This window comes from Haloterrigena alkaliphila, assembly GCF_017352155.2.
Classification (GTDB): Archaea; Halobacteriota; Halobacteria; order Halobacteriales; family Natrialbaceae; genus Haloterrigena; species Haloterrigena alkaliphila.
The window spans coordinates 330,877-354,971 of record NZ_CP071462.1 but is presented as its reverse complement, the minus strand read 5'-3'; the positions used below and the strand labels follow the sequence as shown (position 1 = coordinate 354,971).

Sequence of the window (24,095 nt, the reverse complement as noted above, 5' to 3'; positions counted from 1 at the left end):
TCGTGTTCATCGTTCGAATCGAGTTCGTGCTCACAGGTATCCCAGATCCTCCAGTCGCGCGCGACTCGCCGCGTCGACTTCCTCGGCGTGGCCACGTCCGTCGCGCTCGTCGTCGGCGACCCAGTCGCCGAAGGCGGATTCGAAAAGCCCGTCGGGTACCGTCTCGTCGGGCAGTTCGACCCCTTTCGACGGCGGTCCGGAGACGTCGTACACCGCCTCGGCGCCGAGCTGGTCGCGGTAGTACTTCCGCTCGCCCTCGTAGACGACCCGCTGGCCGCGGTCCCAGTACGATTCGTCCCCGCCTTCGGGGATGCCGGAGCCGGAGCCGACGATCTCTGCGCGGGCGCGCTCGCGCTCGAGGGCGAACGGATCGAACGGGTCGTCGCTCGCGATCGACCGGACCAGGTCGCCGAGGTCGGCGTGCGAGCTGAGTCCGGTCACGTCGACGGGGCCGGTAGCACCGTCGGCGGTCGCGCTCCGTTCGTCGGCGCCGGTGGCGGCGTCGATATCGTCGACCGCGAGCTCGAGGGCGCGGTCGCTCGTGGGGACGACGTCGAAGGGGACGTGCAACAGCCCCTCCGAGAGGCTGCTCATGTGGTTCATGAGGTAGCCCTCGGACTCGTAACCGAGGTTCTCGCCGTGGTCGGCCGTCACGAGCAGGATCGACTCGCGGTCGTCGCCGGCCGCCAGCGCGGACAGGAGGTCGTCGACGACCCGATCGAGGTAGTCGACCGTCGCGGCGTACAGTCGACGGACGCGCTCGACGTCCGACTCATATTCGCCGAGGCCGTCAGCGACGTTGACGTCCGAATCGCGGAACGAACTCGAGTGAAAGTCGCTCGAGACGCCGTGGATCGAGTCGTCCAGCCCGCGAAACGCGGTGTGGGGCCCGTGGGCGTCCATGAGGTTTGCGAAGGCGACCACCGGCCCGTCGGATTCGGTGACTTCCCGCTCGAGCGTCCGCGCGATCGCCCGACCGCCGAAGTCGGTCGGCTTCTCGATCGGGAGCTTCCGGCTCACGTCGTCGAGTTTGAGGAGGACGCCGTTGGCCAGCGACCGCAGCGGGTAGTCGTGGGCGAGGGCCTCGCGGACGAAATCGGCGTAGGCCTCGACGCCGTCGGTCGACCGATCGGAGATGTGTTCCTGGACGTCCATCCCCTCGGGCAGCCTACGGCTCGGCGAGATGGGGATCGTCCGATCGAAGAACCGGTCGAACCCGAAGACGGGGCTGGCGTAGATGTTCGACGTGACGCAGACCGACTCGTACCCCTGCCGCTCGAGGGGCGCGATCCACGTGTCCTCGCGGTCGATCGGATCGAACCGCCGCTGGTGGGCGTGAACGCCCGTCTCGGAGGGAACCGAGCCGGTCAGCATCCCGGCGTGGCTCGGGACGCTCCAGCCGCCGAGCGCCCGCATCCCCTCGAAGCGGACGGCGGCCCGCTCCCGGAGTCGGGTCGCGTACCGGTCGTAGACGTCCTTCCTGACGGTGTCGAGACAGAGGACGACGATATTCGGTCGTTGGGTTTCGGTCATGCGAGTGCCTCCAGCGCGGCGCCGAAGCGTTTGCCCTGATTCGATTCGGTCAGATCGGCGACGAGGTCTCGCTGGTCGTTCGCGGTGGCCTCCCGTTCCGCCGGCGACCGCTCGAAGGTGTCCCGCAGCCCCTCGAGCAGCCCCCGTTCGGTCGGCGGGACGACCTGCCGAGCGGGGAGGAGTTCCCGAACGCCGGTCGCCTCGGTGACCACCGTCGGCGTCCCCGAGAGGATCCCCTCGAGCGCAGCGACAGGGAAGGCGTCGCCGCGCGACGACTGGACGTAGACGCTCGCGCGCTCGAACCAGTCGGCGAAGGTATCCAGATCGACGAACCCGGGCGTGAGGACGCGGGATCGATCCGCGTACCCTTCCCTCTCGTGACCCTCGCCGAGTATCACCAGTCGAACGTCGCTTTCGACCGCGTCGGCGAATCGCTCGACCGCTCGAGTCAGTCGATCGTAGCCGTTGGCCGGTTTGGCCTCGCCAGCTGAGAGGATCGTGAACGGATCTTGCGGCGAGTTCGGCGAGAGCGACGCGAGCCGTTCGTACTTCCCGTCGTCGATCGGCGGCCGGACGTACGCGACCGGAACGTCGCCGAGGTACGGTCGCCCCCAGCGGTAAACGTCCCGACCGACCGCAATCACGCCGTCGAGCAGTCGACTCGAGAGCGGCTTCAGTCCGCGCCAGAAGAATCGCGTCGGCCGCTCGGACAGGGTGTAGAACGTCTCGTCGGCGGCGAGGTAGACGAGGGTCGTCCCCGGGTGGCGCAGTTTGTACGCGAGCCCGGTCTGGAGCGGCGCGCTCCCCTCCGCGATGACGGTGTCGTAGGCGGGGAGGGTCCCGGCGGTTCGGAGCCGATCGGCGATTCGTTCGGTGTTCCCCCCGGATCCGGGCGGTCGCCCGGTCTCGAAGTGGCGCCGATCGGCGCCGACGGCGTCGGCGAACACCCGGTGGGCGGGGTGGGCGTCGCTGTTCTGGTAGAGCAGACACCGATTACCGGATTCCGATTCCCGGGGACGTGCGTGATCGGGGTCCGTCCGGCCCCGGGACCCCCTCGAGTCGCCGCCCTCGCCGCGAGCGGTCGTGCTCGCCGTCACCGATCGGCCACCCCCTCAGCGCGCTCGTCCTCGCGCCGCTGCTCGGCGCGTCGATCCTCGTCTGCGCGGTCCGATTCCGTTGTCGACTGCGACGCCGGCTCTGCTTCCGGTTTCCGCTCCGTCACTGGCACGGGTTCCGGCGCGGCGGTCTCGGGTGCCGCCACATCCTCGATAACCTCGCGCAGGCCCGCCGCGAAGCGGTCGTACTCGTACCGTCTGGCCTCCGCGCGGATCTCGTTCGCGTCGAAGTCGGCGGGATCGAACCGCCGAACCGTCTCGCGGATCGACTCGACGGTCGGTTCGAAGAGCAGCCCCGTTCGACCGCCCTGTACCTGATAGGCCGTGAAGCCCTCGTTCACGCCGAGCAGGGGTTTCCCGGCCATCATGGCCTCGGCGCCGACGAGGCCGAAGTCCTCCTGCTTGGGGGCGTAGACGACCGCGGTGGCCCGCGCGACCAGCGACTCGATGTCCTCGACGTAGCCCCGCACCTCGATGTTGTCGTAGTTTTTCGCGAAGGCCTCGAGTTGCTCGCGCTGTTCTCCGTCGCCGGCGATCACGAGCCGCTCGTCGAGCCCCGCGAAGGCCTTCGCGATGGTGTCGATCCGCTTCTCGGGAGCGAGCCGGGACCAGGTGACGAAGTAGCCGTCGTCGCCGTCGTCGCGCCAGTCGCCCGTGACCGGCGGGTAGACGACCGTCGCGTCGCGGTCGTAGAAGCGTCGGATACGGTCCCGGACCAGTTCGCTGTTCGCGACGAACCGGTCGACGTAGTCGTTGGCCTCCTTGTCCAGCGCCCGCCACCCCTTCGCGTAGGCCTTGAGCCCGGTCTCGACGAACGGGGCCGTGAAGCCCGAGAGGCGGTCCCGGTAGAGGTCGTACAGCCACCGCGGCGGGCTGTGGGGGTAGTGGACGATCCGCTGGCCGACGTCCGGGACGTAGTACTTCGACAGCGGCGCGCTCTCGAGTATCACGTCGTACTCCGTCAACGCGGGGTGGGCGTCGGTCATGTCCAGCGCCACGTTGAGCGTCTCGAGGGGGTTCATCCCCTCGTTCTTCCACTCGAGGAACGGACGCCACGGCAGCGAGGTGTACTTGGCCTGCTGGAACGGGATCACCTCGACGTCGTCGGGGATCTCGGTCCCGTCGGCGACGTAGGCCGTGTAGATCGGCGCCTCGAGGACGCGGGCGGCCTCGATGGCGAACTCCTCGCCGCCGCCGATGCCGGGGAACCGATCGTGGAGGATCGCGACGTTGGCGTCGGTCACTGTAACACCTCCCGTAGTTCGTCGTCGGGCGCCCAGGTGCCGTCGTGGGTATCCTCGTCGCCGTCGGCGCGGGCCCGGATCAGGGAGACGCTCGCGCGCAGCAGCGAGATCTGGGCGTCGAACAGCGAGTAGAGGGGTTGGAGCGGCCCGAGGGCGTCGCGCGAGCCAAGCGCCGTGAAGGCGAGGACGCCGGCTGGGGTAACCAGTCCGGCGGGACCCAGCAGGGCGAGCGAGCCGACGGTCGCGAGCGCGACGCCGGCGCCGACGAGCCACGGCGAGACCACCATGAACCACCAGTTGAAGGGCAACACGACGCGACCGTAGGCGCCGTGGCTGCCGAGCGCGTCGCGCTGGCGCCACAGCAGGCGCAGCAGTCCCATCGCGCGCCGATCCTTCTGCTCGCGGCGCTTGCCGAAGTCGGAGTGGGCGGCCTCCTTGTAGTGGATCTCGGGATCGAAGACGACCCGGCCCCCGTTGCGCCGGATCTTCAGCGCGAGTTCGGTGTCGTCGGCGATCGAGTCCTCGTCGATCGGGACGATCTGGTCGCGCTCGAACGCCGAGAACGGGCCGTGGAAGATCAGCGTCGAGTCGATGTGGGACTCGAGGATCTGGATCATCGTCTGGATGTCGCGGTAATTCTGCTCGACGTCGCTCCCGCCGAGGACCTCGGCGTTGCGGCCGGTCACCGCGGCGACCGCCGGATCGGCGAGGTTCGCGACGGCCCTCCGGACGGCGTCGGACGCGATTCGGGAGTCGCAGTCGGTCTTGACGACGACCTCGTTCGCCGCGGCGGCGTAGGCCTCGTTCAGCGCGGTCGCCAGGCCTCGCCGTTCGTCCTCGCGGATGAGCGTGAGCTTCGGTTCCGATCGGCCGGCGAAGAAGGTCTCGACCAGATCCGCCGTTCCGTCGTCGCTCGAGTCGACGACGACGATTTCGACCTTCTCCATCGGGTAGTCCAGTTCGACCAGTTCCTCGAGTTTCGATTCGACGATTCCGGACTCGTTGTACGTCGGCAGGACGATGCTCACCGACGGTTCCCGGGGCCACGCGTCGGCGGGCGTCCCCGACGGTCGTCGGAGGTAGTACACCCCGAGGTAGATCAGATACGGAATGCCAGTCAGTGCGATCAGCCCGAACAGGGCCTCGAGGAGCCGCTTCATGAGAGTACGGGTGTACGCTCAACAGACCGCATGATAGCCAGACGGCTTGCATTGTGCAAGGGGTACTCCCCCTCCCCTACTGATCCCGTCCCGCGTCGGCTGGTGCCGAATCCGCGCTCAGCCACGGGTACGCGCATCGTCGGGACGTGATGCGGTGGCGCGTGCGGCGCGGCGACGAGCGATCAGCGAGGCGCCGCACAAATGCGCGCGAGGGATGAGCGAACGAGCGGAGCGAGTGAGCGAATCGGCTGGGGAGGGTGTGGATACCCCTAGTTGCCAGGTTAGGCAGAACGCACACTGGAGAATCGGTATAGTGAGATTTCGCCATCGGGACTGTATATTACACGAGCGCCGATGCACCCCCGACGACCCGAGCGCCGATACACCCCCGACGACCGGTGGCTTTTTGCACACTGCCCGGAACATCCGGATACGCGATAAACGCTCGACAACGCCATCACAGTTTTGGCATGCATGCCACATTCGGTATGCTTTTAGGGAGTCCGCCCATACCCACGCGTATGTCAGTCTCAGCTGCGTCCGCCGTCGGGCACGACGAACTCGCCGTGCTCAAACTGCTCGCGCTCGAGGGAGGCCTCGAGGGCGACGTCAAGATCTCCTGTTCTCACCTCGCGGATCGACTGAACGCCTCGAATCAGACCGCCTCGCGACGGCTCCAGCGCCTCGAGAGCGCCGACCTTCTCGAGCGCGACACCGTCAGCGACGGCCAGTGGGTGGCGATCACGGACGAGGGCGAGCGCGCGCTCCACGCCGAGTACGAGGACTACCGTCGCATCTTCGAGACGGACTCCCAGATCGAACTCGAGGGGACCGTCACCAGCGGCATGGGCGAGGGTCGCCACTACATCTCCCTGCCCGGCTACCAGCGCCAGTTCGAGGACCGGCTGGGGTACGAGCCGTTCCCGGGAACCCTGAACGTCGATCTGCGGGAGGACAGCGTCCGCCGGCGCAGCGCCATGGCCTCGCTCGAGCCCGTCCCGATCGACGGCTGGGAGGACGAGGAGCGCACCTACGGGCCAGCGGTGTGTCACCCCGCGACGGTCGAGACGGCCGACGGCGAGCGCTACGAGGGAGCCTACACCATCGCGCCCGAACGGACCCACCACGACGACGACCAGCTCGAGGTCATCGCGCCGGACAAGCTGCGGGAGGAACTCGACCTCGAGGACGACGACCACGTCACGGTCTACGTGGGTGATCGCGAATGACGGGCCACCACGCGGGCCCGCGGTCCAACGCGGCGACGGACGGCGAAGCGAACGCGACGGCGGAGGGCGAGGCGAACGCGACCGCCGACGGCGGAACGAACCGGGCGACGACCGCCGACGCCGTCGACCGCGCGCTCGAGGCGCTGCGAGTCGGCGAGCCGGTACTCGTCCACGACGCGGCCGACCGCGAGGGCGAGACGGACCTGATCTACCACGCCGACGCGGTCACGCCCGAGGCCGTCGCGCGCCTGCGAAACGACGCGGGCGGCCTGGTCTGCGTCGCGCTGGGCCACGAGGTCGCCGAGGCGTTCGACCTGCCCTTCTACACGGAGGAGGTCGACCACCCCGCGAGCGGCGACCACGAACTCGGCTACGACGAGCGCTCGTCGTTCTCGCTGACGGTCAACCACCGCGACACCTACACCGGGATCACCGACAACGACCGCTCGACGACGATTCGAGCGCTGGGCGAGGCCGCCGCCGCGCCCGCGGAGACGGAGTTCGCCGCCGAGTTCCGCGTTCCGGGCCACGTCCACCTGCTGAAAGCAGCGCCCGACCTGCTCGCCCAGCGGGAGGGCCACACCGAACTCGGCGTCGCGCTCGCGAACGCGGCGGCGCTCTCCGCGGCCGTCGTCGTCTGCGAGATGCTCGACGACGAGACCGGCGAGGCGCTCTCGCCCGTCGACGCCCGCGCGTACGCCGATCGACACGGCTTCACCTACCTCGAGGGCAGCGAGGTCCTCGAGCGACTGGGATAAGAGTCGACGCTCGAGAGCGACCGGAACAGCGGTTTTCGGCTGTGTTTCGTTGACTCGGCGAGATTGTAGACGCGCGAACTGAACACTATCGCTGCGAATTACGCAGGTGTCACTATCGCTGCGAATTACGCAGGTGTCGGATTCCGTATTCAATTCCACCGACGATCAGACCGATAAGCAGCAGGAGAACCCAAAATGGAGCGATGAGGTCGAACAGGGTCGGTGTGAGACCTGCGCCCTGCGACTGTGCTGAATCAACCGTGGCAGACCACGAGATGAGAAGCGTCCATCCGTATACCCCGACGGCAATAAGAACGGATGAGATGACTCGGTATCGTGCGGGGGTGAACGCCGAAATAGCCCCGAGGAGAAATGACCCGACAACTAGCCAGAACGGCAGTAGTATCCCCGGAGCAAGTCCGTCACCGTACTCGAAACGCGCCATGTAGAGATGGACGAAGAGCGTGGTGGCAGCCAAAATAAGACCGATGGTGATTGCAAACCTCTGCTGCGAGTACCACCGGCGAAGCCGATTCATAGTTGATACTGATACCGTATGTACTGTTACTCCTCTCTCCTGTCCTGTCCAATTGGGTGTTCGCACGGGGTCGATCGGTAACGGCTAGTCCCCATCGGGTCCGGACGACGCGGTTTCACGATTCGTCTCGGTGCCGGCCCCGGGGCCGCTCCGATAGACCGCGTAGAGGACCAGCACGGCGATCGCGAAGTCGAACCCGTGCTCGACGAGGTGGTGGACCGTCATCGGCACCAGTCCGAACACGGTTCCGAGGCCGACGACGGAGCGTACCACGAGCAGTCCGAGGACGGCCGTGATCAGCAGATAGCGCGTCGATCGGCGCCGCGAGTACGCGACGACTCCACAGCAAAAGAGGACGGCCGTCCCGGCGGCGGCGAAGACGATCACGGCCAGCAGGACCGGCGCCAGTTGCGGGTCCAGCCACGGGACGTCGAGGGGGCTCGTGTAATCCATCCGCGATACGCTAGCTCGGTCGGAGAGCACCGTATGTGCTTCGGTCGCGTACCTCTCGCCTCCAGCGCTCCGCGGCTCAGTCCGACCTGTTCTCACCCGCGGCTCAGTCCGACCTGTTCTCACCCGCGGTTCCGTTCGACCCGTTCTCACCCCTCGATTCCGTCCGGCCCGTTCCCACCGGCCGGGAACGAGCGGAAGCCGTTATCAGGGCAGCGGCGCTAGCCGATAGTAACGCCCCCAGTATCGCGGGGTCTCCAGCCACGACGACCAGGTTCACAATGAGCGAGACTCGAGACCAGATCAGGGCACAGGTTCGGGCGAACGCCGGCATTCACTTCAACGAACTCGTCCGGGAGTCGGCGTTCGCGCCGGGGCAGATCCAGTATCACGTCCGCCGGCTGATCGAGGCTGACGAACTCGTCCGCGAGGAACGCTACGGGCAGACCCACTACTATCCCCCGGAGTACGACGAGTGGGAGCGGGCCGCGCTCGCCCTCTTTCGGCGCGAGACGGCACGCGAAATCGTCGTCTTCCTCCTCGAGCACGGCCCGAGCCGTCCGGCCGCGGTCGCCGACGACCTCGACGTCGCCCGGAGCACGCTCGAGTACCACCTCGACAACTTGGTCGAGTGCGACGTCGTCGCGAAGGCTTACGGCGAGCGCAACCGCGTGACGCTCTCGCTGGCCCGGCCCGATCGGACCGCAGCGCTGCTCTCGGAGGTCTCCCCGACGGTTCCGGACCGACTGGTCGACCGGTTCACCCGCCTCGTCGACGGCGTCCTCGAGGACGCGACCGAGTCGCGGTGATCGGCCCGTTCGGGCGCCGTCCCGCGGGTCGAACCGCGAACACTTAGTACGGTGGCTTGTAACACTCTCGACCATGGGATTCGACGAGATGGACGTCGACACGATCTGGATGGACGGCGAGTTCGTCGACTGGGACGACGCGCAGATCCACGTGCTCACGCACGGGCTCCACTACGGGAGCGGCGTCTTCGAGGGCGCGCGCTGTTACGACACCGCGGAGGGCCCCGCGATCTTCCGCTGGGAGGAACACCTCGAGCGGCTCTTCCAGTCCGCCAAGCCCTACGAGATGGACATCGACTACACGAAGGAGGAGCTCACCGAGGCGACGAAGGAACTGATCCAGCGTCAGGACCTCGAGTCGTGTTACATCCGGCCGATCGCCTTCTACGGCTACAACTCGCTGGGCGTCAGTCCGAAGGACTGCCCGACCCGCACCGCCATCGCGGTCTGGCCGTGGGGCGCCTATCTGGGTGAGGAGGCCCTCGAAGAGGGGATCGAGGTCATGATCTCCTCGTGGCGGAAACACGCCTCGAGCCAGATTCCGACGAACGCGAAGACGACGGGACTGTACGTCAACAGCATGCTCGCGGGCGAGGAGGCCCGCCGCAACGGGTTCGCCGAGGCCATCGTCCTCAACAAGGAGGGCAACGTCGCCGAAGGCCCCGGCGAGAACCTCTTTCTGGTCCGGGACGGCGAGATCCACACGCCCGGCCTCTCGGAGTCGATCCTCGACGGCATCACCCGCGACACCGTGATCGAGATCGCCGAGGACTTGGGCTACACGGTCCACGACAGCGTCTCGATCTCCCGCGGCGAACTCAATACGGCCGACGAACTGTTCTTCACCGGCTCCGCGGCCGAGGTCACGCCCATCCGGAAGGTCGACAACGTGGTCATCGGCGACGGCTCCCGCGGTCCGGTCACCGAGGAGATCCAGCAGCGGTTCTTCGAGATCGTCGAGCGCGAGACCGACGCGTACGACGAGTGGTTCGAGTACGTCTGAGCCGCTCTTCCTTGCTTCCGTTTCGGGCAAATCGACCGCCGTCCGTTTGATCACTCCGTCGCGAGCCGAATCCTCTTGTAACCGGGCCGCCAGCACTCGAGCATGCGCGCGGAACACCCGTTCGAGGCGGTGGGTCCCCGGGACGTCGATGCGCTCGTCCGCGAGGAACTGGCGGTCTCGTCGTCGTTTCGATCGTGGCTGCTCGAGCAAGTGGGGATTTCGACGGATTCGGCGGCGCTACTCGGCTCGCGGGACTCCATAGCCGAGGTCCGTGCAGGGGCGGGCGATCCGGCAACGGCTCGAGGCGGCGTCGAGATCGATCTCGAGTGCGACGGCGAGCGAACGCTCGTCGTCCTCGCCACGGCCGTAGCCATCGACGGCGCCGACTCGTTCTCGCGCCCGACGGCCCAGCTCGATCGAATCCGGACGCGTCGCGAGCGCGCGCTCGAAGCGGAGTGGGACGCCTGCCACACGGTTCTGCTCGCACCCGCCGAGACAGGGGCGACCCCGGGCCCGAGCGCGGAATCGCCGTTCGACGCGACGATCGCACTCGAGTCGCTCCGGGACCGATTGGCTGCGCGCGACACCGACCGGGGCGACTACCGGGCGGCACTGGTGGACGCCGCGATCGAGCGCGGGGCCCGTGATACGACCGATGGTGGGCCACCGTCGATCGTCGACGAGTATCAGTCGCTCGTGACGGAGCGCGAACCCGCGTTCGAACTCCGCGTCGGTCCCGATCTCGAGACCGGGAGCGACGACATAACGCGTTCCGGCGCTCCGACGCGTACTGACGCCGCGACGGTCGGGATCGAGGCACCGTCGCTCGCCGACGACCACCGACTCGTTCACGACCTCGAGCGCGGAACCGTCGACCTCCGTATCCCCGGTGCAGCGGACCACCTCCAGCCGTTCGCCGCTCGCCACGCGGCCGCGATCCCGCCGGCGACCGATCTGGTGACAGACGGCGACGCGCTCGTCCTTCGGCTGTCGGTCCCGCCGCTCGACCCCGACTCGAGCGACGTCGCGCCCGCGATAGACGAGACGCTGGAGACCGTCCGGGATCTCCTGACGGTCTCGGAGCGTGTCGGGAAACGGGGCGCGTAGGCGGCGCTCGAGTCCGATTTCCGGACACGGGCGTTTCGCAGCGCTTTTGCCGGTTGTCGGGAAACGACGCGGTATGACTACCGGCCCCTGGGACGACTGGAACCATATTCTCAAGATCGACCCGGACAAGGAGCTCCCCGAGGGCGTCACCTACGGAGACCTCTGTGCGACCGGCACCGACGCCATCGAGGTCGGCGGCACCATGGGAATCACCGAGGAGAAGATGGAGGCCGTCGTCGACGCCTGCGCCGAACACGACGTCCCGCTCTATCAGGAACCCTCGAGCCCCGACGTCGTCATCGACAACCGGGCGCTCGAGGGCTACCTCATCCCGACCGTCTTCAACGCCGGCTCCCCGTTCTGGATCACGGGCGCCCACAAGGACTGGGTGCGAACCGACGACGACATGGACTGGGACCGAACCTGGACCGAGGCGTACGTCGTGATGAACCCCGAGGCGGACGTCGCGGAGTACACCGAAGCCGACTGCGACTTAGAGCCCGCGGACGTCGCCGCCTACGCCGAGGTCGCCGAGCGGATGTTCGGCCAGGAGATCGTCTACCTCGAGTACTCCGGGACGCTCGGCGACGAGGACGTCGTCGAGGCGGCGAGCGAGGCGATCGACGAGACGACGCTATTCTACGGCGGCGGCATCCACGACTACGACTCGGCCGCGTCGATGGCGCAGTACGCCGACGTGATCGTCGTCGGCGACCTCGCCCACGACGAGGGCGTCGAGGCCGTCCGCGAGACGGTCGAGGCGGCGCGGGACGCCTGACTGGACTCGAAACCGTCCTTTCGAGTCGACACTCACGCGACCGAACCCGTAGGGAGGGAACTGATTCGTCGATCCCCCGTATCGTCCCGCATGGATATCGACGCCACCGGCCCCCCTTTCGTTCGTGGCCAGTAGCCAGAATAGAGCTTTGATACAGGCGTTTCGAGACGCTACGCTCCGTCACTCTTATACTGATATCCGGCCTTACACTGATGATGGCAACCCAGTCACCCTCACGGCCCGCTGACGGCGAACCGCTTTCGGTTAGGGTCGTTCGCGAGATCGCGGCCCACGACGGCGTCGATCCCATGGACCTGTCACCGCCGCTGTTTCACTGTCTCGACCCCGCTGCGCTCGACGACCTGTTCGAACAGACCGGTCGCGGCGGCCCCCGGTCCGGCCGCGTGACGTTCACCTACGACGGCAAACGCGTCACCGTCGACAGCGACGGCGAGGTCACGATCGACCCGAACGCGCCGATCGACCGAGGTGGATCCCGATGAAGTTCTGTCATAACTGCGACTGGTTCGCGGCCGTCGAGGACGGCGCCACCGAACGGGAGCGCTCGCAACAGGCACTCGAGCACTTCCTCGAGACCGGGCACTCCATCGACTCGAGCGACTCCGTCGGGCGGCCGACGACGCCGTCGATCTGCGAGGCGTTTCTCGTCCGCGATCTCGTGGGGCTCTCCGGCTGACGGGACCGTCCCCGATCCGTTCTCGACTCGATAGCGCTCGTTATCGGCTCTCGACTAACTCCCGAAGCCGCGGCAAAACCTCGGTCACGTCCTCGCGGTAGATCGCGTCGGCGACGTCGTCGACCGGCGTCGACTCGAGGTTGACGATCCCGAGCGTCGCGCCCGCCGAGGCCGCCCGTCGGGGCAGCGACGCGGCCGGTTCGACGACCAGCGAGGAGCCGATCGCGAGGAAGACGTCGCTCTCGCGGGCCAGCGACTGGGCGCGCTGGATGACCGCGCCCGGGAGCTGTTCGCCGAAGAGAACCACGTCGGGTTTGAAGACGCCGCCGCAGTCGCAGGTCGGGGGAATCTCGCCGTCAGCGGCGCGTTCGAAGACCGGACCCCCCTCCTTGCGCTTGCCGCAGTCCGTACAGCGGACTCGCTGGGAGTTGCCGTGTAGCTCGAGGATGGTCGTGTCGTTGCCCTCGTGGGTCGAGCCATCGGATTTCGCGACCGTCTCGGCGGCCTTCCCGTGGAGGCCGTCGGTGTTCTGCGTGAGAATTGCCTCGAGGTGGCCGTCTCGGCCCATCGCAGCCAGCGCCTCGTGGGCCGCGTTGGGCTGATAATCCTCGTCGAACATCACCCGCTGGAGCTCGACGCGGTCCGCCCAGAATCCCTCAGGATCGCTCCGAAAACGGCCGTAAGTGAACTGGCCCTCGTCGAACTGCTCCCAGACGCCGTCGTCGCCGCGGAAGGTCGGCACGCCCGAGGGCGCGGAGATGCCCGCGCCGGTGAAGGCGACGACGGTCGCTGCGCTGCGGATCTCGTCGGCGAGTGACTCGAGGTCGTCCATACCGGTGGCACGTGGCGAACGTTAAAATTCGCCGTGGTGGTTACGATTAGCGTAACATACACATACACAGAATCAGTACTATAGATACACAGATGAGTAGCAAAACGGTTAGTCTAAAAGACGAAACCTATCGCAGGCTCCGGAGAGAAAAACGGGAGGACGAGAGCTTCAGTGATGCGATCGACCGACTGCTCGCTGAAGAAGACGAGAATCCGCTTCGAGAATTAATTGGATTAGTCGACGAAGACGAACTCGAGACCGTCCGAAAGCGATCGAACGAATTCCGCGAGGACGTGAACAAGCGGTTCGGTACGTCTGGACGGTCAGACGAGAATCCATAAATGGTGTTGTTAGATAGCTGCTTTCTCATCGATCTCTTCACCGAAGATGCGGCCGCGGTCGCGAAATTAGACGAGTTCGATTGGCGAGAAGTGTCGGTTTCTACACTTACCGTTTCAGAAGTCGGATTCGGACTGTCAGATTCGGACCGGGAGCGTTTCGAGACGATCGTTCAACGAGCGGACGTTCTTCCGTATGGACTCGCCGAATCGCGGAGAGCGATAGCGGAACAGAGACGGCTCCGAGAGCGGGGAGACCAAATCGGTGCTCTCGATGCGATGATTGCAGCAACGGCAATCGAGGCGAATAAACCCGTGGTAACCAGGAATATCGACGAGTTCCAACGGACGAATGCCGAGGTCACTCCGTACTGAGAACAGTAGTGCTGGCCGTCTCGAACGATTGCGCTTAAGTTCCGGCGACCGGAATCGGGTGGTATGCAGGACAGAACCTACACTGCCGACGCCGAGCCGGGCGACGACGTCACCGTCGCCGGCTGGGTCCACGAGATCCGGGACCTCGGCGGGATCGCCTTCCTGATTCTCCGGGATACGACGGGCAAGATCCAGATCAAGTTCGAGAAGGACGAGATGGACGACGACCTCGTCGAAACCGGTCTCGACGCCGCCCGCGAGAGCGTCGTCAAGGTCTCGGGCGCGGTCGAGGAGGAACCGCGCGCGCCGACGGGCGTCGAGGTCACGCCCGAGTCGGTCGAGGTCATCGCCCCGGCGGACCCCGAACTGCCGCTGGACCCCTCCGGAAAGGTCGGCGCCGAACTCTCGACCCGACTCGACAACCGTACGCTCGACCTTCGTAAGCCCGACGTACAGGCCATCTTCGAGATTCGCTCGGAGATCCTGCGCGCCGTCCGCGAGCAGTTCCGCGCGTTCGACTGCACGGAGATCAACACGCCGAAGATCGTCGCCACCGGCACCGAGGGCGGCACCGAACTCTTCCCGATCACCTACTTCGGCGAGGAGGCGTTCATGAACCAGTCGCCGCAGCTGTTCAAGCAGCTGATCGCCGGCTCGAACGTCGAGCGCGTCTTCGAGATCGGCCCGATCTTCCGCGCCGAGGAGCACAACACGCCCCGCCACCTCAACGAGGCCACCTCGATCGACTTCGAGGGCGCCTTCTGCGACCACACCGACGCGATGGACGTCGTCGAAGGCGTCGTCAAGGCCGCCTACGACGCCGTGAGCGAGAACTGCCAGGAGGAACTCGAGGCGCTCGGTCTCGAGGAGGAGTTCGAGGCGCCCGAGGGTGACTTCCCCCGGATCAGCTACGAGGAGGCCATCGAACGGATCAACGCGACGGGCGAACTCGACGAGCAACTCGTCTGGGGCGACGACCTCTCGACGGAGGCCGAGAAGGCCCTCGGCGACGACGTCGGCGGCCACTACTTCATCACCGACTGGCCCAGCGAGATCAAGCCCTTCTACATCAAGGACCACGACGACGACGAACAGCTCTCGACCGGCTTCGACCTGATGCACCCGCGGATGGAACTGGTCTCCGGTGGACAGCGCGAACACCGCCACGAGAAACTCATCGAGGGCTTCGAGCAGCAGGGACTCGACCCCGACCAGTTCGAGTACTACACGAAGATGTTCAAGTACGGCATGCCGCCCCACGCCGGCTTCGGCCTCGGCGGCGAGCGCCTGATCATGACGATCCTCGGGCTGGACAACATTCGGGAAGCTGTTCTCTTCCCGAGAGACCGGCAACGACTCTCGCCGTAGGCGAGGTGGCTGTTCGTCGATCGGGAGCTCGCGGGATCTCCGATCCCGCGTTGTTCCCGCGAGATCGCCAGCGTTTGTCGTCGTAGGCGACAGACCTGAGAGCCAGCAAGACCGAGCAATTCGAGAGTCTTGCGGGATCGCCAGAGATTGAGCCCATGGGGCGAAATCTCTGGGAGCAAGCGGAAACCGCGAGCGTACGCGAAGCGCGTTTCCGCGTGATCGCCACCGTCTGAGTCCGTAGTGCGAATCCCTCGAAGAAAAATCGACGGGCCGACGAGGACGAGGTCCGGTTGGCCGTCGCTTACAGCCGGACGCGACGGGTCGAATCGTTGCCGGCGGCGTCGGTGACCCGGACCCTGACGTAGGTGCCGTCGTTGTAGAACGGCGGGTCGAGTTCGTGGGTCCCCGAGGCGCTCGGGCCGGAGACGCTCGTACGCGTGCTGTCCAGCCGGTTGCTGCTCGAGCCGAAGACGACGGACTGGACGGACGACAGGTCACCGTTGGCGTCCGAGACGGACCACTCGACGGTGATGTCGTTGCCCCAGTAGCTCCGTTGGTCCACCGACAGCGAGTCGATGGTCGGCGCGGCGTCCTCGCCGCCGTCGCCGTTGTCACCGTCGTCGCCGTCGCCGTTCCGGTCGACGCCGGGCTGGAAGTTGCTGATGTACGCCTGCCCGAAGCCGGTACTCGACTTGTAGGTCGTGTGGCTGCCGACGGAGTCGCTGACGTCGACGTCAGCGTAGTTGTCGGGCAGCGAGCCGCCGCCGAAGCCACAGTCCGCCGGCCCGTTCCCGAGCCGCGCGATGGAATCGTTCGTCGAGTAGTAGTTGCCGGCGAACGTCGCGACCTGGTCGATGGCGTCGTGGAACTCCGTCCCCTCGCAGGGCGCGTCACTGACCTCGTAGGAGCCGATGGAGTCGACGTTCGCGACTTGGAAGCGGCCGGCCGCGGCCGCCATGAACTCGAAGGCGACGATACCGCCCATCGAGTGGCCGAGGACCCGGATCGTCGTTCCCGGATTCGCCTGGATATACTCCTCCATCCAGTCGGCGAAGTCCGCGCCCTGCTGGCGGGCGCTGGACTCGGCCGAACTGGGAAGCCCGCTGTCGTCCCAGGTGACCGCGGTTACCGTCTCGGTGTTGCCGAACTCGCGAAGCGTCGACTGGAGGGTCTCCGACTGGCTGACGCTGGCCGACGAGCCGGTGTAGCCGTGGACGTTGAAGATCACCTCGTCCTCGCCCTGTGGGGCGTCGGTGACCGGCGAGATCCCGCCCCGCAGGTCGACCTCCATAATCTCGTCCGTGTCCGCGGCGGCCGATCCGGTCGTCGCCGCGAGTCCGGCCACACCGGCCACGGCCGCGCCGCCGTACTGCAGTATCGTCCGTCGGTTCGTCTCGATCGATTCGTCGTCGGAGTCGATCCGGTCGGTGTCGTCGTTCATTTCCGAGTAATTCATCGCTGCGCCCGGCACTATTCCTTTCCACTCGATACTGCGTTTATTTATATTTGGTCTAACTCCCACTGATCAGATCAGGTTCGCGGATCGGCGCGCGGCGTGAATCGGTAGTCGTTCGATGGTCCCAGAGACGACCGAGAACGGGATCGGATGCTGACCAAGCGGGAGGGATGTGACCTGCCCCGAGTGGCGAGGAAAAGCGGCGCTCGGACCGGCAGAATCGGTACGTAGTCCGCGGTTGGCGAGAGTCGGTCGTTAGAACCAACCCCAGCCGTCGTCGCCGTCACTGCCGTCGTCACCGCCGCCGCTGCTGTCACAGGAGCCGCTGTTGATGGCGTCGGCGAGGTCCGAACCGACGGCGCCGTCACCCAGATACTCGAGGTGACCCCCGACGCTGCCCGTGACGTCGACGTCCGTGTAGTTCGAGCCGGGATCGCAGCCGGCACCTTCGGTACCCAGTGCAGTGTCACCGAAGCCGCCGTAGGCCCCGCCGACCGTCGAGTCGTTATTCGAGTGGTAGTTGCGGACTTCGCAGGCGTTACCGAGCCCGGGGTTCCACGGGTCGCCACAGATCTCGGAGCCGTCGGCGGCCGCGCCGAGGCCGGCGACGGTCTCGATCTCGTAACCGCTGCTCAGCTTGGTCGCCGTCCAGTAGACGCAGCGGCCGCCCAGCGAGTGACCGACGAGGCGGATGTTGCCGCCGCCGTTGTCGTAGAACTCCTCGACGAGACCGGCGACGACGTCACCGACGTCTTCGGTGTCGGCCTCGGCACCGGCGAAATTGAGGGTAGTACCGGGCCACTCGATCGCGACGGTCTCGTCGGGCGAGTAGCCGCCCGACTCGAGGGAGCTTTCGACGTCGGAGGCCTGGCTCGAGGCGGTCGTGTCGCCGAACCAGCCGTGGATGAAGATCAGCAGTTCGTCGGTGACCGGCAGGCTGCCGTCGGCGCTCCAGCCACCGAACCAGCCGCCGTCGTCGATTTCGATCACGTCCGGGCCGCCCCACTGTGCGGACGCCGAACCGGACGTCGCGGCGAGTCCCGCGCCGCCGACGAGCGTCGTCCCGGTCGCCTTCAGGAGCGTTCGTCGAGTCGTGACGGTCCGGTCTGCTGCCGAATTCTGGCGTTGTTGGCGATTAGTGTCCGTCATACTGTACTAATTACTATCCCTGAATGTACGTTAGTCGTATCCGCTCACTTCTGCGTTCATTTATATTAACTCACATGCACTGCCCCGACAATTCCGACGGATCCGGACGGTGCGGCTCTATACAGGACGATCTATGGAATAGCGTACGCGCTGTCGAGGATCGCGTGGCGACTCCACTGGAGGCTCGAGACGTTCGGGCTCGGCGAGTCGCCGTCGCCTCGGTCGCGGGCCGACTCCGCGACGACGGAATCTACAAGGTTATACCGACCGAGTCGTAACCGTGGTGCAATGCGCGAGGAGGCGACGGCGTTCGTACCGGGGCACATCACGGGCTTTTTCAGCGCTCACCCAGACGACGATCCGACGAAGGCGGGCTCTCGCGGTGCGGGGCTGACCCTCACCGACGGGGTCGAGGTGACGGTCGAACCCGCCGACGGCGCGGAATCGACGATCGTTCTCGACGGCGAGGAGATCGACATCGAACCCGTCGACACCGTCCTCGAGACGCTCGAGGCGACGGCCCGCGTCGAGGCCGAGTCGGCGCTCCCGCTCGGGTCGGGCTTCGGCGTCTCGGGGGGGATGGCGCTGGGAACCGCGCTCGCGGCCAACCACGTGTTCGAGCGCAAACTCTCGTGGAACGAACTCGTCACGATCGCACACGGTGCGGAGGTACAGGCGGGGACGGGACTGGGCGACGTGGTCGCCCAGGCCGCCGGCGGCGTTCCGATTCGCCTGGAACCGGGCGGCCCGCAGGTGAACAAGCTGGACGCGATTCCCGCGCGAGCGCGCGTCGAGTACGTCTCGTTCGGGGAACTCTCGACGGCGGACGTGCTCTCGGGGGAGACCGACCGCCTCTCGGCGGCCGGAAAAGAGGCGCTCTCCCGGGTCGTCGAGGAGCCGACGCTGCTCTCCCTGATGTACGCCTCGCGGCTGTTCGCTCGCGAGGCGGAGTTGCTGACCGATCAGGTCGCGCGGACCATCGGTGACGTGACCGACGCCGGCGGGCAGGCGTCGATGGCCATGCTGGGCGAGACCGTCTTCGCGCTCGGGACGGGGCTCTCCGACGCCGGATACGACCCGAGCGTTTGCGCGACCCATCCTGCCGGCGCGATGCTCAAGTGATCTGTCAGCTGTAGCGATCCCCACAGATCGTCCCGCGAATCGAAACCAACGAGTCAGATCGTTCGCCGGATCGCTCGCTTCAGTTCGTCTCATTTACTCCAGCCCGCCCGGGTATTGTGGGATTCATAACATATCAAAATTCAGAATATTGGCCGGAGGTTTATTATGATGGGTTCCAGTTATCAGCTCAAGTTTACGAATGTCTTCAACCAGTGAAATTCATCGGAAACTGTTTCGGCTGTACGAACACTACGTCGGGGAACCCGACTCGAGCAAGGACGTCTACGGCTACTGGGTCTTCATCGTCGGCTACCTCCTGGGTGCGGCCGGAATCTTCACGTTCGTCGTCGGCTACGCCGGCAACGCGGAGTCGTACGCGTTGATCAAGATCTCGGGAGTCACGGCCGCGGCTGGACTCGCGCTCTGTCTGTTCGGGATCGTCCTGATGTTGCCGGTACGCAGGATCGGGATCTACGTGAGCGCGCTGGGACTGCTCATCGCGATCGGGGGCGTCGTCTTCTTCGGCTGGGCGTACCCGTACAACTGGCGCGATCTGGGTACAGACTACAGCGTGCAGGTCGTCGCCGTCTACGCGGCCGGTATCGGCCTCATCGCGGGCGTCACGGCGCTCGTTCCGATCCTCACGGGACGGAAAGGCATGTTCGTCGAGGAGGAAGGCGCGACCGACGATCCGGATATTCTCACGGGCGACTCGCTCGAGGGCGCCCAGTTCGCCGTCTTCCGCGACGAGGACGGCGACTGGCAGTGGCACGTGCTCCACCTCGAGGCGCTGGCGGGCAGCGATCACAGCGCCGCGACCCGCCCCGAGGCGACCGAGAGCATCGAGCGCGTCCAGTCTCAGATCAGCTCCGCGGGGCTGATGGAGCTGACGACCTCCGCGTTCCGCCTCTACGAGGACCGCGACGGCACCTGGCAGTGGACGCTCGCCCGCGACGACGGCAGCGTCGTCGGCTCGAGCACCGCCGAGTTCGACCAGCGCGACGGCGCGGAGAACTCGGTCAGCTTCATGAAGGACCGCGGCCCGGACGCGGACGTCATCGAGATCGAGGGCGCCGCGTTCACCTACGAGGAGAAGCGCGACCAGTGGTACTGGCAACTGGTCGACGACGACCGCAACCCGCTGGCCTCGAGCGACACGGGGTACCGGACGCAGGAAGCGGCCGAGGACGCCGCCCAGACGTTCGCCGAGCGCTTCGACCGCGCCCGACTGCTCGACATCGAGCACGTCGGGGTCGAACTCGTCGAACGCGACGGCGAGTGGACGTGGCGGTTCGTCGACGCCGACGACGAGGCCATCGCCACGGCCTCCGACTCGTTCGAGGGCCGCCGGGACGCCGAGGAAGCCGCCGAGGCGCTGCTCCCGGCACTCGAGGAGGCGTCGGTGACCGTCGCCGGCGACCCCACCTACGAACTGTACGAGTCCGGCGAGCAGTGGCGCTGGCGGCTCGTCGACGAGGCCGAGCACGTCATCGCCCGCAGCCCGGACGCGGCGACGGCCCACGACACCGTCGAATCCGGCGCGGACGAGTTCGGCGACAACGCGCTCGAGGCCGACGTCGTCGAGATCGACGACGCGGAGTACGAGGTCTACCCCACCGCGAGCCAGCCGCCGGCCGGCGAGGACGACGACGACAACCTCCCGGCGACGGTCGACGAGGCGATGGCCGACGGCGGCACCGAAGTCACGTTCGGCGAGGGAACCGAGCAGGGGCCGAGCGGTCCCGACTGGCACTGGCGACTCGTCACCGAGGACCGGGAGATCGTCGCCGCGAGCACCGAACCCCACCCCGACGACGAGTCGGCGGCCGAGGCGATCGAGCGGGTCCGCGAACAGGCCGGCGAGGCCGACCTGATCGAGTTCGAGCACGCGGCGTTCCAGGTCTACGAGGCCGACTCCGGCGAGTGGCGCTGGCGGCTCATCGACGAGGACGGCAACGTGCTGGCCGACAGCGGCGAGGAACACACCTCCCGCGGCGAGGCCGCCGAGGCCATGATGACGCTCAAGGAGCAGGCCCCCGAGGCCGAACTGCTCGAGATCGAGACCGCCGCCTTCGAACTGTTCGTCAACGAGGACGACGAGTGGGGCTGGCGGCTCATCGACGAGGCCGGGAAACTGGTCGCCGAGGACCCCGCGACGCACCCGACCCGCGGGGCCGCCCGACAGGCGATGAACCGCCTGCTCGAGCACCTCGACTCCGACGTGCGGACGATGGATCGCGCCATCTTCCAGACGTACGCGGACGAGGACTGGCAGTGGCGGTTCGTCCTGCCGACGGGCGAGACCGTCGCCGAGGCCGGCGAGGCCCACCCCACCCGCGACGAACTCGTCGAGAGCGTCGACGACGTGCGCGAGGCGGCCGCGTCCGCCCAGACGCACACGATCGGCGACGTCGCGGTGCAACTGTACGACAGCGGCGGCTGGCACTGGCGGCTGCTCGACCGCGACCGCGAGGAGATCGCCGACTCGACCGTCACCTACGATGACCGCGACGCCGCGATGGACGGCGCCGAGCAGTTGAAGTCGACCGTCGCCGACGCGCCGGTGTTCACCGTCGAGGACGCGGTCGTGCGACTCGACGACGAGGACGGCTGGACGTGGAACCTCGTCGACCGCGACCGCGAGGTCATCGCGAGTTCGGTCGGCGCCGTCGCGTCCAAGTCGGCGATCCTCTCGGACATCGAGGACGTCCGACAGCTCGCGCCGATGGCCGGCCGGGTCGACTTCGACGTGGCCTCGTTCGAACTCGTCGCCGACGAGGAGGACCGCTGGCAGTGGCGGCTCATCGACGAGGACGGCCACACCATCGCGACCGGCACCGAGACCCACGAGTCCAGCGAGGCCGCCCGCGCGGCCCTCGAGGACGTCCGCGGACTGATCGCCGAGGCGAGCATCCTCGAGATCGACGGCGTCTCCTTCGAACTCCACACGGCCGACGAGGGCGAGGGCTGGGTCTGGCAGCTGATCGACGAGTACGGGACGACGATGGCCGAGAGCACCCAGACCTACGAGAGCCGCACCGAGGCCCGCGAGGCCATGAACGACGTGAAGGCCCACGCGCCCGACGGCTGGATCACCTTCACGGAGTAACCGCGCCGACGGCCGCGGCAGCCGCAGCGGTTCGAATCGCTCGCTGATCGACGCTCGTTTTCCCCCGTTCGTTCCGAACGTTTCACTGCGTTCGTCGTTTCACTGCGTTCGTTCTGGACGGTCGTCCGGCCGACGCGGTCGATTCGGATTCACCGCGTGCGCGAGGAGTTCTGCGGCGGACTCGAGGGGGTACTCGAGGACGCACTCGGGATTCTCGAGCAGCCATCCGACCAGGGGTTCCGACACCCGCGCGACCGGATTCCGGGTGTCGTAGTACGCGTCGTACACGGCCCGCATGTCCGCGGCTTCCATGTACAGATAGCACGCGTAGCCGTCCTCGCCGCGCTCGAGCACGAGCGACTCCGTGTACATCCGTTCGGCGTCCAGCATCTCCGCACTCCGGGATTCGATGCGGCCGAGGTCGAGGTCGCCGTCGATCACGCGCCGGCTCACGCGCTCGAACCAGTCGGCGAACCGTTCGGGGAGACCGGGTCTCAGCCGCATTCGAGCCAGATCGACGTCGATGCCCGGGACCGTGCCGTCGACGGCCACCGCGAGCGATCGCGTCTCGCCGGCGCTCGAATCACTGGGCGCGAGCGTCCGCGGTCGCGTCGGATTCGCGGCGTGGACGAGCAGCGATCGATCGGTCGGCCGGGTCGGTTCCTCGAGCGCGTCGTGAGCGATCGGAAACGCGTCGGCGACCGTCCGGTCGGGATCGGTCCACTCCGAGACGACGGCGCGCGGGACTTCGACGTACCAGACGAGTTCGGGCTCGTCTCCGCGTCGATCGAGAAAGAGCGAGGCCGTGCTCGCGCCCTCGAGGCCGAGCAACCGCCGCGAGTCGCTCCCGGTGAGCGTCCGTACCACGTGTTCGGTGACCGCGTCGACGCGGCCCGGGTCGATCCGCCGGCCGACGAGAAACGCGGCCCCGTGGCGTTCGGTGATGATGCGCTGCGCGTTCCCGGATGGCTCGCGCTGCTCGCTCGCGGACGGCTCCGTGCGGGAGCGGGACGCGGCGTACGCGGCGGCGCCGATCGCGCCGAGCGGGAGTCCGTAACGCAGCCACCGTCCGAGTCGTCGGTCCATACCGCCGATTGCAGCGGCGCCGTCCTCGAACTACTCCCGATACCTATCGGGGTTTTATGCGCTCTCGGCGACACGCTCGAGCCATGAAGTCGATGGGCATCCGGCTGCAGTACGCCCCGGAGGCGGTGCCGCCGCTTCACGAGGGGCTCTGCGAGTCGCCCGACCTCGAGCGGGAGGTCATCGTCGGCGGGCAGGCGGTCGACGGCGTCGAGACGATCACGTCGTTCGTCTACGGCGATCCCGAGGCCTACGAGGCGCTGCTGGCGGACCTGGAGACCGTTCTCGAGTACGATATCACGCCGACTGAGGACGGATTTTTCCTCTACCTTCGACGGGGGCTCGGTGCGGACGGCCTGTCGCTGTTGAACGCTCTCGCACAGGAGACCGTCGTGGTCGTACCGCCGATCGAGGTCCGTTCAGATCGGACGCTTCGGCTGACCGTCGTCGGCCACCCGGCCGCCCTCACCGCCGTGATGGACGAGGTGCCCGACGGGATGACCATGGACGTCCGCTGGGTGAGCGGCGACGTGACGGTCACCGGCACGTCGATCACCGACCGCCAGCAAGCGGCCCTTCGCGCGGCCCGGGCGGTCGGTTACTACGAGATTCCACGGGAATCGGGTATCGAGGCGGTCGCCGACGAACTCGAGTGTGCCGTCTCGACGGCGTCGGAACTCGTCCGCCGCGGCGAGGCGAACGCGGTCGACCGGGTGCTCGAGGATGAGCCCTCGTCGATCGGTGAATAGTTCCACCAACCTCTTTCTCTGTCGTTCGAAAGACGCTTCGCGTCTTTCGTGATCACGAGACGCCGAAGGCGTCTCGAACGACGCTCCTCCCCT

General features: G+C 66.9%; 24 protein-coding genes. 14 read left to right on the top strand and 10 right to left on the bottom strand.

Features of this window, described 5'->3' with window-relative positions; translation table 11 throughout:
* Positions 1 to 30: 30 nt before the first annotated feature.
* Genes J0X25_RS20510 through J0X25_RS20495 form a run of 4 tightly spaced genes read right to left on the bottom strand, consistent with a single transcriptional unit; the run spans position 31 to position 5,052 of the window.
* The gene (locus tag J0X25_RS20510; RefSeq protein WP_207289309.1) at positions 31 to 1,533 is read right to left on the bottom strand and encodes a sulfatase-like hydrolase/transferase; all 1,503 of its coding nucleotides are present in this window, start codon (positions 1,531 to 1,533) and stop codon (positions 31 to 33) included.
* Positions 1,530 to 2,630, bottom strand: coding sequence for a glycosyltransferase (locus tag J0X25_RS20505; RefSeq protein ID WP_207289308.1), 1,101 nt, complete (start codon positions 2,628 to 2,630; stop codon positions 1,530 to 1,532). The genes J0X25_RS20510 and J0X25_RS20505 overlap by 4 nt, the downstream gene beginning before the upstream one ends.
* The gene (locus tag J0X25_RS20500) at positions 2,627 to 3,892 is read right to left on the bottom strand and encodes a glycosyltransferase (RefSeq protein WP_207289307.1); all 1,266 of its coding nucleotides are present in this window, start codon (positions 3,890 to 3,892) and stop codon (positions 2,627 to 2,629) included. Before J0X25_RS20500 ends, J0X25_RS20505 begins: the two co-directional genes overlap by 4 nt.
* Positions 3,889 to 5,052 carry a glycosyltransferase gene (locus J0X25_RS20495; RefSeq protein WP_207289306.1) on the bottom strand — a complete coding sequence of 388 codons (1,164 nt, stop codon included), beginning with the start codon at positions 5,050 to 5,052 and terminating at the stop codon, positions 3,889 to 3,891. The genes J0X25_RS20500 and J0X25_RS20495 overlap by 4 nt, the downstream gene beginning before the upstream one ends.
* 521 nt (positions 5,053 to 5,573) lie before the next feature.
* On the opposite strand from J0X25_RS20495, the gene J0X25_RS20490 reads away from it, so the two are divergent.
* A complete protein-coding gene (locus J0X25_RS20490) occupies positions 5,574 to 6,281 on the top strand; it encodes a DUF120 domain-containing protein (RefSeq protein WP_207289305.1) in 708 nt (235 codons plus the stop codon).
* Positions 6,278 to 7,039 carry a 3,4-dihydroxy-2-butanone-4-phosphate synthase gene (gene ribB, locus J0X25_RS20485; RefSeq protein WP_207289304.1) on the top strand — a complete coding sequence of 254 codons (762 nt, stop codon included), beginning with the start codon at positions 6,278 to 6,280 and terminating at the stop codon, positions 7,037 to 7,039. Before J0X25_RS20490 ends, ribB begins: the two co-directional genes overlap by 4 nt.
* A gap of 112 nt (positions 7,040 to 7,151) precedes the next feature.
* On the opposite strand, the gene J0X25_RS20480 is transcribed toward ribB, so the two are convergent.
* Entirely contained in the window at positions 7,152 to 7,577 is a 426-nt protein-coding gene (locus J0X25_RS20480) for a hypothetical protein (protein WP_226776982.1), read from the bottom strand.
* An 84-nt stretch (positions 7,578 to 7,661) separates the two neighbouring features.
* Positions 7,662 to 8,030, bottom strand: coding sequence for a DUF7471 family protein (locus J0X25_RS20475; RefSeq protein WP_207289303.1), 369 nt, complete (start codon positions 8,028 to 8,030; stop codon positions 7,662 to 7,664).
* 278 nt (positions 8,031 to 8,308) lie between these two features.
* Here J0X25_RS20475 and J0X25_RS20470 point away from each other — a divergent pair, with 278 nt between their 5' ends.
* The 6 genes from J0X25_RS20470 to J0X25_RS20445 all read left to right on the top strand — a co-directional run bounded on the left by J0X25_RS20470 (position 8,309) and on the right by J0X25_RS20445 (position 12,421).
* Entirely contained in the window at positions 8,309 to 8,836 is a 528-nt protein-coding gene (locus J0X25_RS20470) for a winged helix-turn-helix transcriptional regulator (protein ID WP_207289302.1), read from the top strand.
* 73 nt (positions 8,837 to 8,909) lie between these two features.
* The gene (locus J0X25_RS20465; protein ID WP_207289301.1) at positions 8,910 to 9,839 is read left to right on the top strand and encodes a branched-chain amino acid transaminase; all 930 of its coding nucleotides are present in this window, start codon (positions 8,910 to 8,912) and stop codon (positions 9,837 to 9,839) included.
* Between the two features lie 102 nt (positions 9,840 to 9,941).
* Positions 9,942 to 10,946 carry a hypothetical protein gene (locus tag J0X25_RS20460; RefSeq protein WP_207289300.1) on the top strand — a complete coding sequence of 335 codons (1,005 nt, stop codon included), beginning with the start codon at positions 9,942 to 9,944 and terminating at the stop codon, positions 10,944 to 10,946.
* 73 nt (positions 10,947 to 11,019) lie between these two features.
* Entirely contained in the window at positions 11,020 to 11,724 is a 705-nt protein-coding gene (locus J0X25_RS20455) for a phosphoglycerol geranylgeranyltransferase (RefSeq protein ID WP_207289299.1), read from the top strand.
* A 215-nt stretch (positions 11,725 to 11,939) separates the two neighbouring features.
* Positions 11,940 to 12,227 (top strand): HalOD1 output domain-containing protein, encoded by a 288-nt coding sequence (locus J0X25_RS20450; RefSeq protein WP_225896710.1) that lies wholly within the window; start codon positions 11,940 to 11,942, stop codon positions 12,225 to 12,227.
* A complete protein-coding gene (locus J0X25_RS20445; protein ID WP_207289297.1) occupies positions 12,224 to 12,421 on the top strand; it encodes a hypothetical protein in 198 nt (65 codons plus the stop codon). Before J0X25_RS20450 ends, J0X25_RS20445 begins: the two co-directional genes overlap by 4 nt.
* 40 nt (positions 12,422 to 12,461) lie before the next feature.
* Here the strand turns inward: J0X25_RS20445 and J0X25_RS20440 are convergent, their stop codons facing one another.
* Complete coding sequence (locus J0X25_RS20440) at positions 12,462 to 13,253, bottom strand: SIR2 family NAD-dependent protein deacylase (RefSeq protein WP_207289296.1); 792 nt, start codon at positions 13,251 to 13,253, stop codon at positions 12,462 to 12,464.
* Between the two features lie 92 nt (positions 13,254 to 13,345).
* On the opposite strand from J0X25_RS20440, the gene J0X25_RS20435 reads away from it, so the two are divergent.
* From J0X25_RS20435 to aspS, 3 genes are all read left to right on the top strand, one after another.
* A complete protein-coding gene (locus tag J0X25_RS20435; RefSeq protein WP_207289295.1) occupies positions 13,346 to 13,594 on the top strand; it encodes an antitoxin VapB family protein in 249 nt (82 codons plus the stop codon).
* The gene (locus J0X25_RS20430) at positions 13,595 to 13,966 is read left to right on the top strand and encodes a type II toxin-antitoxin system VapC family toxin (protein WP_207289294.1); all 372 of its coding nucleotides are present in this window, start codon (positions 13,595 to 13,597) and stop codon (positions 13,964 to 13,966) included. It begins immediately after the preceding gene.
* Positions 13,967 to 14,029: 63 nt separating this feature from the next.
* Positions 14,030 to 15,334 carry an aspartate--tRNA(Asn) ligase gene (gene aspS / locus J0X25_RS20425; protein WP_207289293.1) on the top strand — a complete coding sequence of 435 codons (1,305 nt, stop codon included), beginning with the start codon at positions 14,030 to 14,032 and terminating at the stop codon, positions 15,332 to 15,334.
* Between the two features lie 301 nt (positions 15,335 to 15,635).
* On the opposite strand, the gene J0X25_RS20420 is transcribed toward aspS, so the two are convergent.
* Both J0X25_RS20420 and J0X25_RS20415 read right to left on the bottom strand, forming a co-directional pair.
* Positions 15,636 to 16,775 carry an esterase/lipase family protein gene (locus J0X25_RS20420; protein WP_207289292.1) on the bottom strand — a complete coding sequence of 380 codons (1,140 nt, stop codon included), beginning with the start codon at positions 16,773 to 16,775 and terminating at the stop codon, positions 15,636 to 15,638.
* Positions 16,776 to 17,045: 270 nt separating this feature from the next.
* Positions 17,046 to 17,939 carry an alpha/beta fold hydrolase gene (locus tag J0X25_RS20415; RefSeq protein ID WP_207289291.1) on the bottom strand — a complete coding sequence of 298 codons (894 nt, stop codon included), beginning with the start codon at positions 17,937 to 17,939 and terminating at the stop codon, positions 17,046 to 17,048.
* A gap of 288 nt (positions 17,940 to 18,227) precedes the next feature.
* Between J0X25_RS20415 and J0X25_RS20410 the strand changes: the two genes are divergently transcribed.
* Together J0X25_RS20410 and J0X25_RS20405 are read left to right on the top strand one after the other, a co-directional pair.
* Entirely contained in the window at positions 18,228 to 19,061 is an 834-nt protein-coding gene (locus J0X25_RS20410) for a pantoate kinase (RefSeq protein ID WP_207289290.1), read from the top strand.
* Between the two features lie 199 nt (positions 19,062 to 19,260).
* The gene (locus J0X25_RS20405) at positions 19,261 to 22,170 is read left to right on the top strand and encodes a DUF1508 domain-containing protein (protein ID WP_207289289.1); all 2,910 of its coding nucleotides are present in this window, start codon (positions 19,261 to 19,263) and stop codon (positions 22,168 to 22,170) included.
* A gap of 99 nt (positions 22,171 to 22,269) precedes the next feature.
* Here J0X25_RS20405 and J0X25_RS20400 read toward each other — a convergent pair whose 3' ends face one another.
* Entirely contained in the window at positions 22,270 to 23,256 is a 987-nt protein-coding gene (locus J0X25_RS20400; RefSeq protein WP_207289288.1) for a hypothetical protein, read from the bottom strand.
* A gap of 83 nt (positions 23,257 to 23,339) precedes the next feature.
* On the opposite strand from J0X25_RS20400, the gene J0X25_RS20395 reads away from it, so the two are divergent.
* On the top strand, positions 23,340 to 24,002 hold the full coding sequence (locus J0X25_RS20395; RefSeq protein WP_207289287.1) for a helix-turn-helix domain-containing protein: 663 nt from the start codon (positions 23,340 to 23,342) through the stop codon (positions 24,000 to 24,002).
* The last annotated feature ends 93 nt before the right edge of the window (positions 24,003 to 24,095 follow it).

Excerpts from the sequence above, each read along its gene's own strand:
- J0X25_RS20510 (WP_207289309.1), bottom strand. The coding sequence starts at position 1,533 with ATGACCGAAACCCAACGACCGAATATCGTCGTCCTCTGTCTCGACACC.
- J0X25_RS20495 (WP_207289306.1), bottom strand. The coding sequence starts at position 5,052 with ATGAAGCGGCTCCTCGAGGCCCTGTTCGGGCTGATCGCACTGACTGGC.
- J0X25_RS20490 (WP_207289305.1), top strand. The coding sequence starts at position 5,574 with ATGTCAGTCTCAGCTGCGTCCGCCGTCGGGCACGACGAACTCGCCGTG.
- ribB (WP_207289304.1), top strand. The coding sequence starts at position 6,278 with ATGACGGGCCACCACGCGGGCCCGCGGTCCAACGCGGCGACGGACGGC.
- J0X25_RS20480 (WP_226776982.1), bottom strand. The coding sequence starts at position 7,577 with ATGAATCGGCTTCGCCGGTGGTACTCGCAGCAGAGGTTTGCAATCACC.
- J0X25_RS20475 (WP_207289303.1), bottom strand. The coding sequence starts at position 8,030 with ATGGATTACACGAGCCCCCTCGACGTCCCGTGGCTGGACCCGCAACTG.
- J0X25_RS20470 (WP_207289302.1), top strand. The coding sequence starts at position 8,309 with ATGAGCGAGACTCGAGACCAGATCAGGGCACAGGTTCGGGCGAACGCC.
- J0X25_RS20465 (WP_207289301.1), top strand. The coding sequence starts at position 8,910 with ATGGGATTCGACGAGATGGACGTCGACACGATCTGGATGGACGGCGAG.
- J0X25_RS20460 (WP_207289300.1), top strand. The coding sequence starts at position 9,942 with ATGCGCGCGGAACACCCGTTCGAGGCGGTGGGTCCCCGGGACGTCGAT.
- J0X25_RS20455 (WP_207289299.1), top strand. The coding sequence starts at position 11,020 with ATGACTACCGGCCCCTGGGACGACTGGAACCATATTCTCAAGATCGAC.
- J0X25_RS20450 (WP_225896710.1), top strand. The coding sequence starts at position 11,940 with ATGGCAACCCAGTCACCCTCACGGCCCGCTGACGGCGAACCGCTTTCG.
- J0X25_RS20445 (WP_207289297.1), top strand. The coding sequence starts at position 12,224 with ATGAAGTTCTGTCATAACTGCGACTGGTTCGCGGCCGTCGAGGACGGC.
- J0X25_RS20440 (WP_207289296.1), bottom strand. The coding sequence starts at position 13,253 with ATGGACGACCTCGAGTCACTCGCCGACGAGATCCGCAGCGCAGCGACC.
- J0X25_RS20435 (WP_207289295.1), top strand. The coding sequence starts at position 13,346 with ATGAGTAGCAAAACGGTTAGTCTAAAAGACGAAACCTATCGCAGGCTC.
- J0X25_RS20430 (WP_207289294.1), top strand. The coding sequence starts at position 13,595 with ATGGTGTTGTTAGATAGCTGCTTTCTCATCGATCTCTTCACCGAAGAT.
- aspS (WP_207289293.1), top strand. The coding sequence starts at position 14,030 with ATGCAGGACAGAACCTACACTGCCGACGCCGAGCCGGGCGACGACGTC.
- J0X25_RS20420 (WP_207289292.1), bottom strand. The coding sequence starts at position 16,775 with ATGAACGACGACACCGACCGGATCGACTCCGACGACGAATCGATCGAG.
- J0X25_RS20415 (WP_207289291.1), bottom strand. The coding sequence starts at position 17,939 with ATGACGGACACTAATCGCCAACAACGCCAGAATTCGGCAGCAGACCGG.
- J0X25_RS20410 (WP_207289290.1), top strand. The coding sequence starts at position 18,228 with ATGCGCGAGGAGGCGACGGCGTTCGTACCGGGGCACATCACGGGCTTT.
- J0X25_RS20405 (WP_207289289.1), top strand. The coding sequence starts at position 19,261 with ATGTCTTCAACCAGTGAAATTCATCGGAAACTGTTTCGGCTGTACGAA.
- J0X25_RS20400 (WP_207289288.1), bottom strand. The coding sequence starts at position 23,256 with ATGGACCGACGACTCGGACGGTGGCTGCGTTACGGACTCCCGCTCGGC.
- J0X25_RS20395 (WP_207289287.1), top strand. The coding sequence starts at position 23,340 with ATGAAGTCGATGGGCATCCGGCTGCAGTACGCCCCGGAGGCGGTGCCG.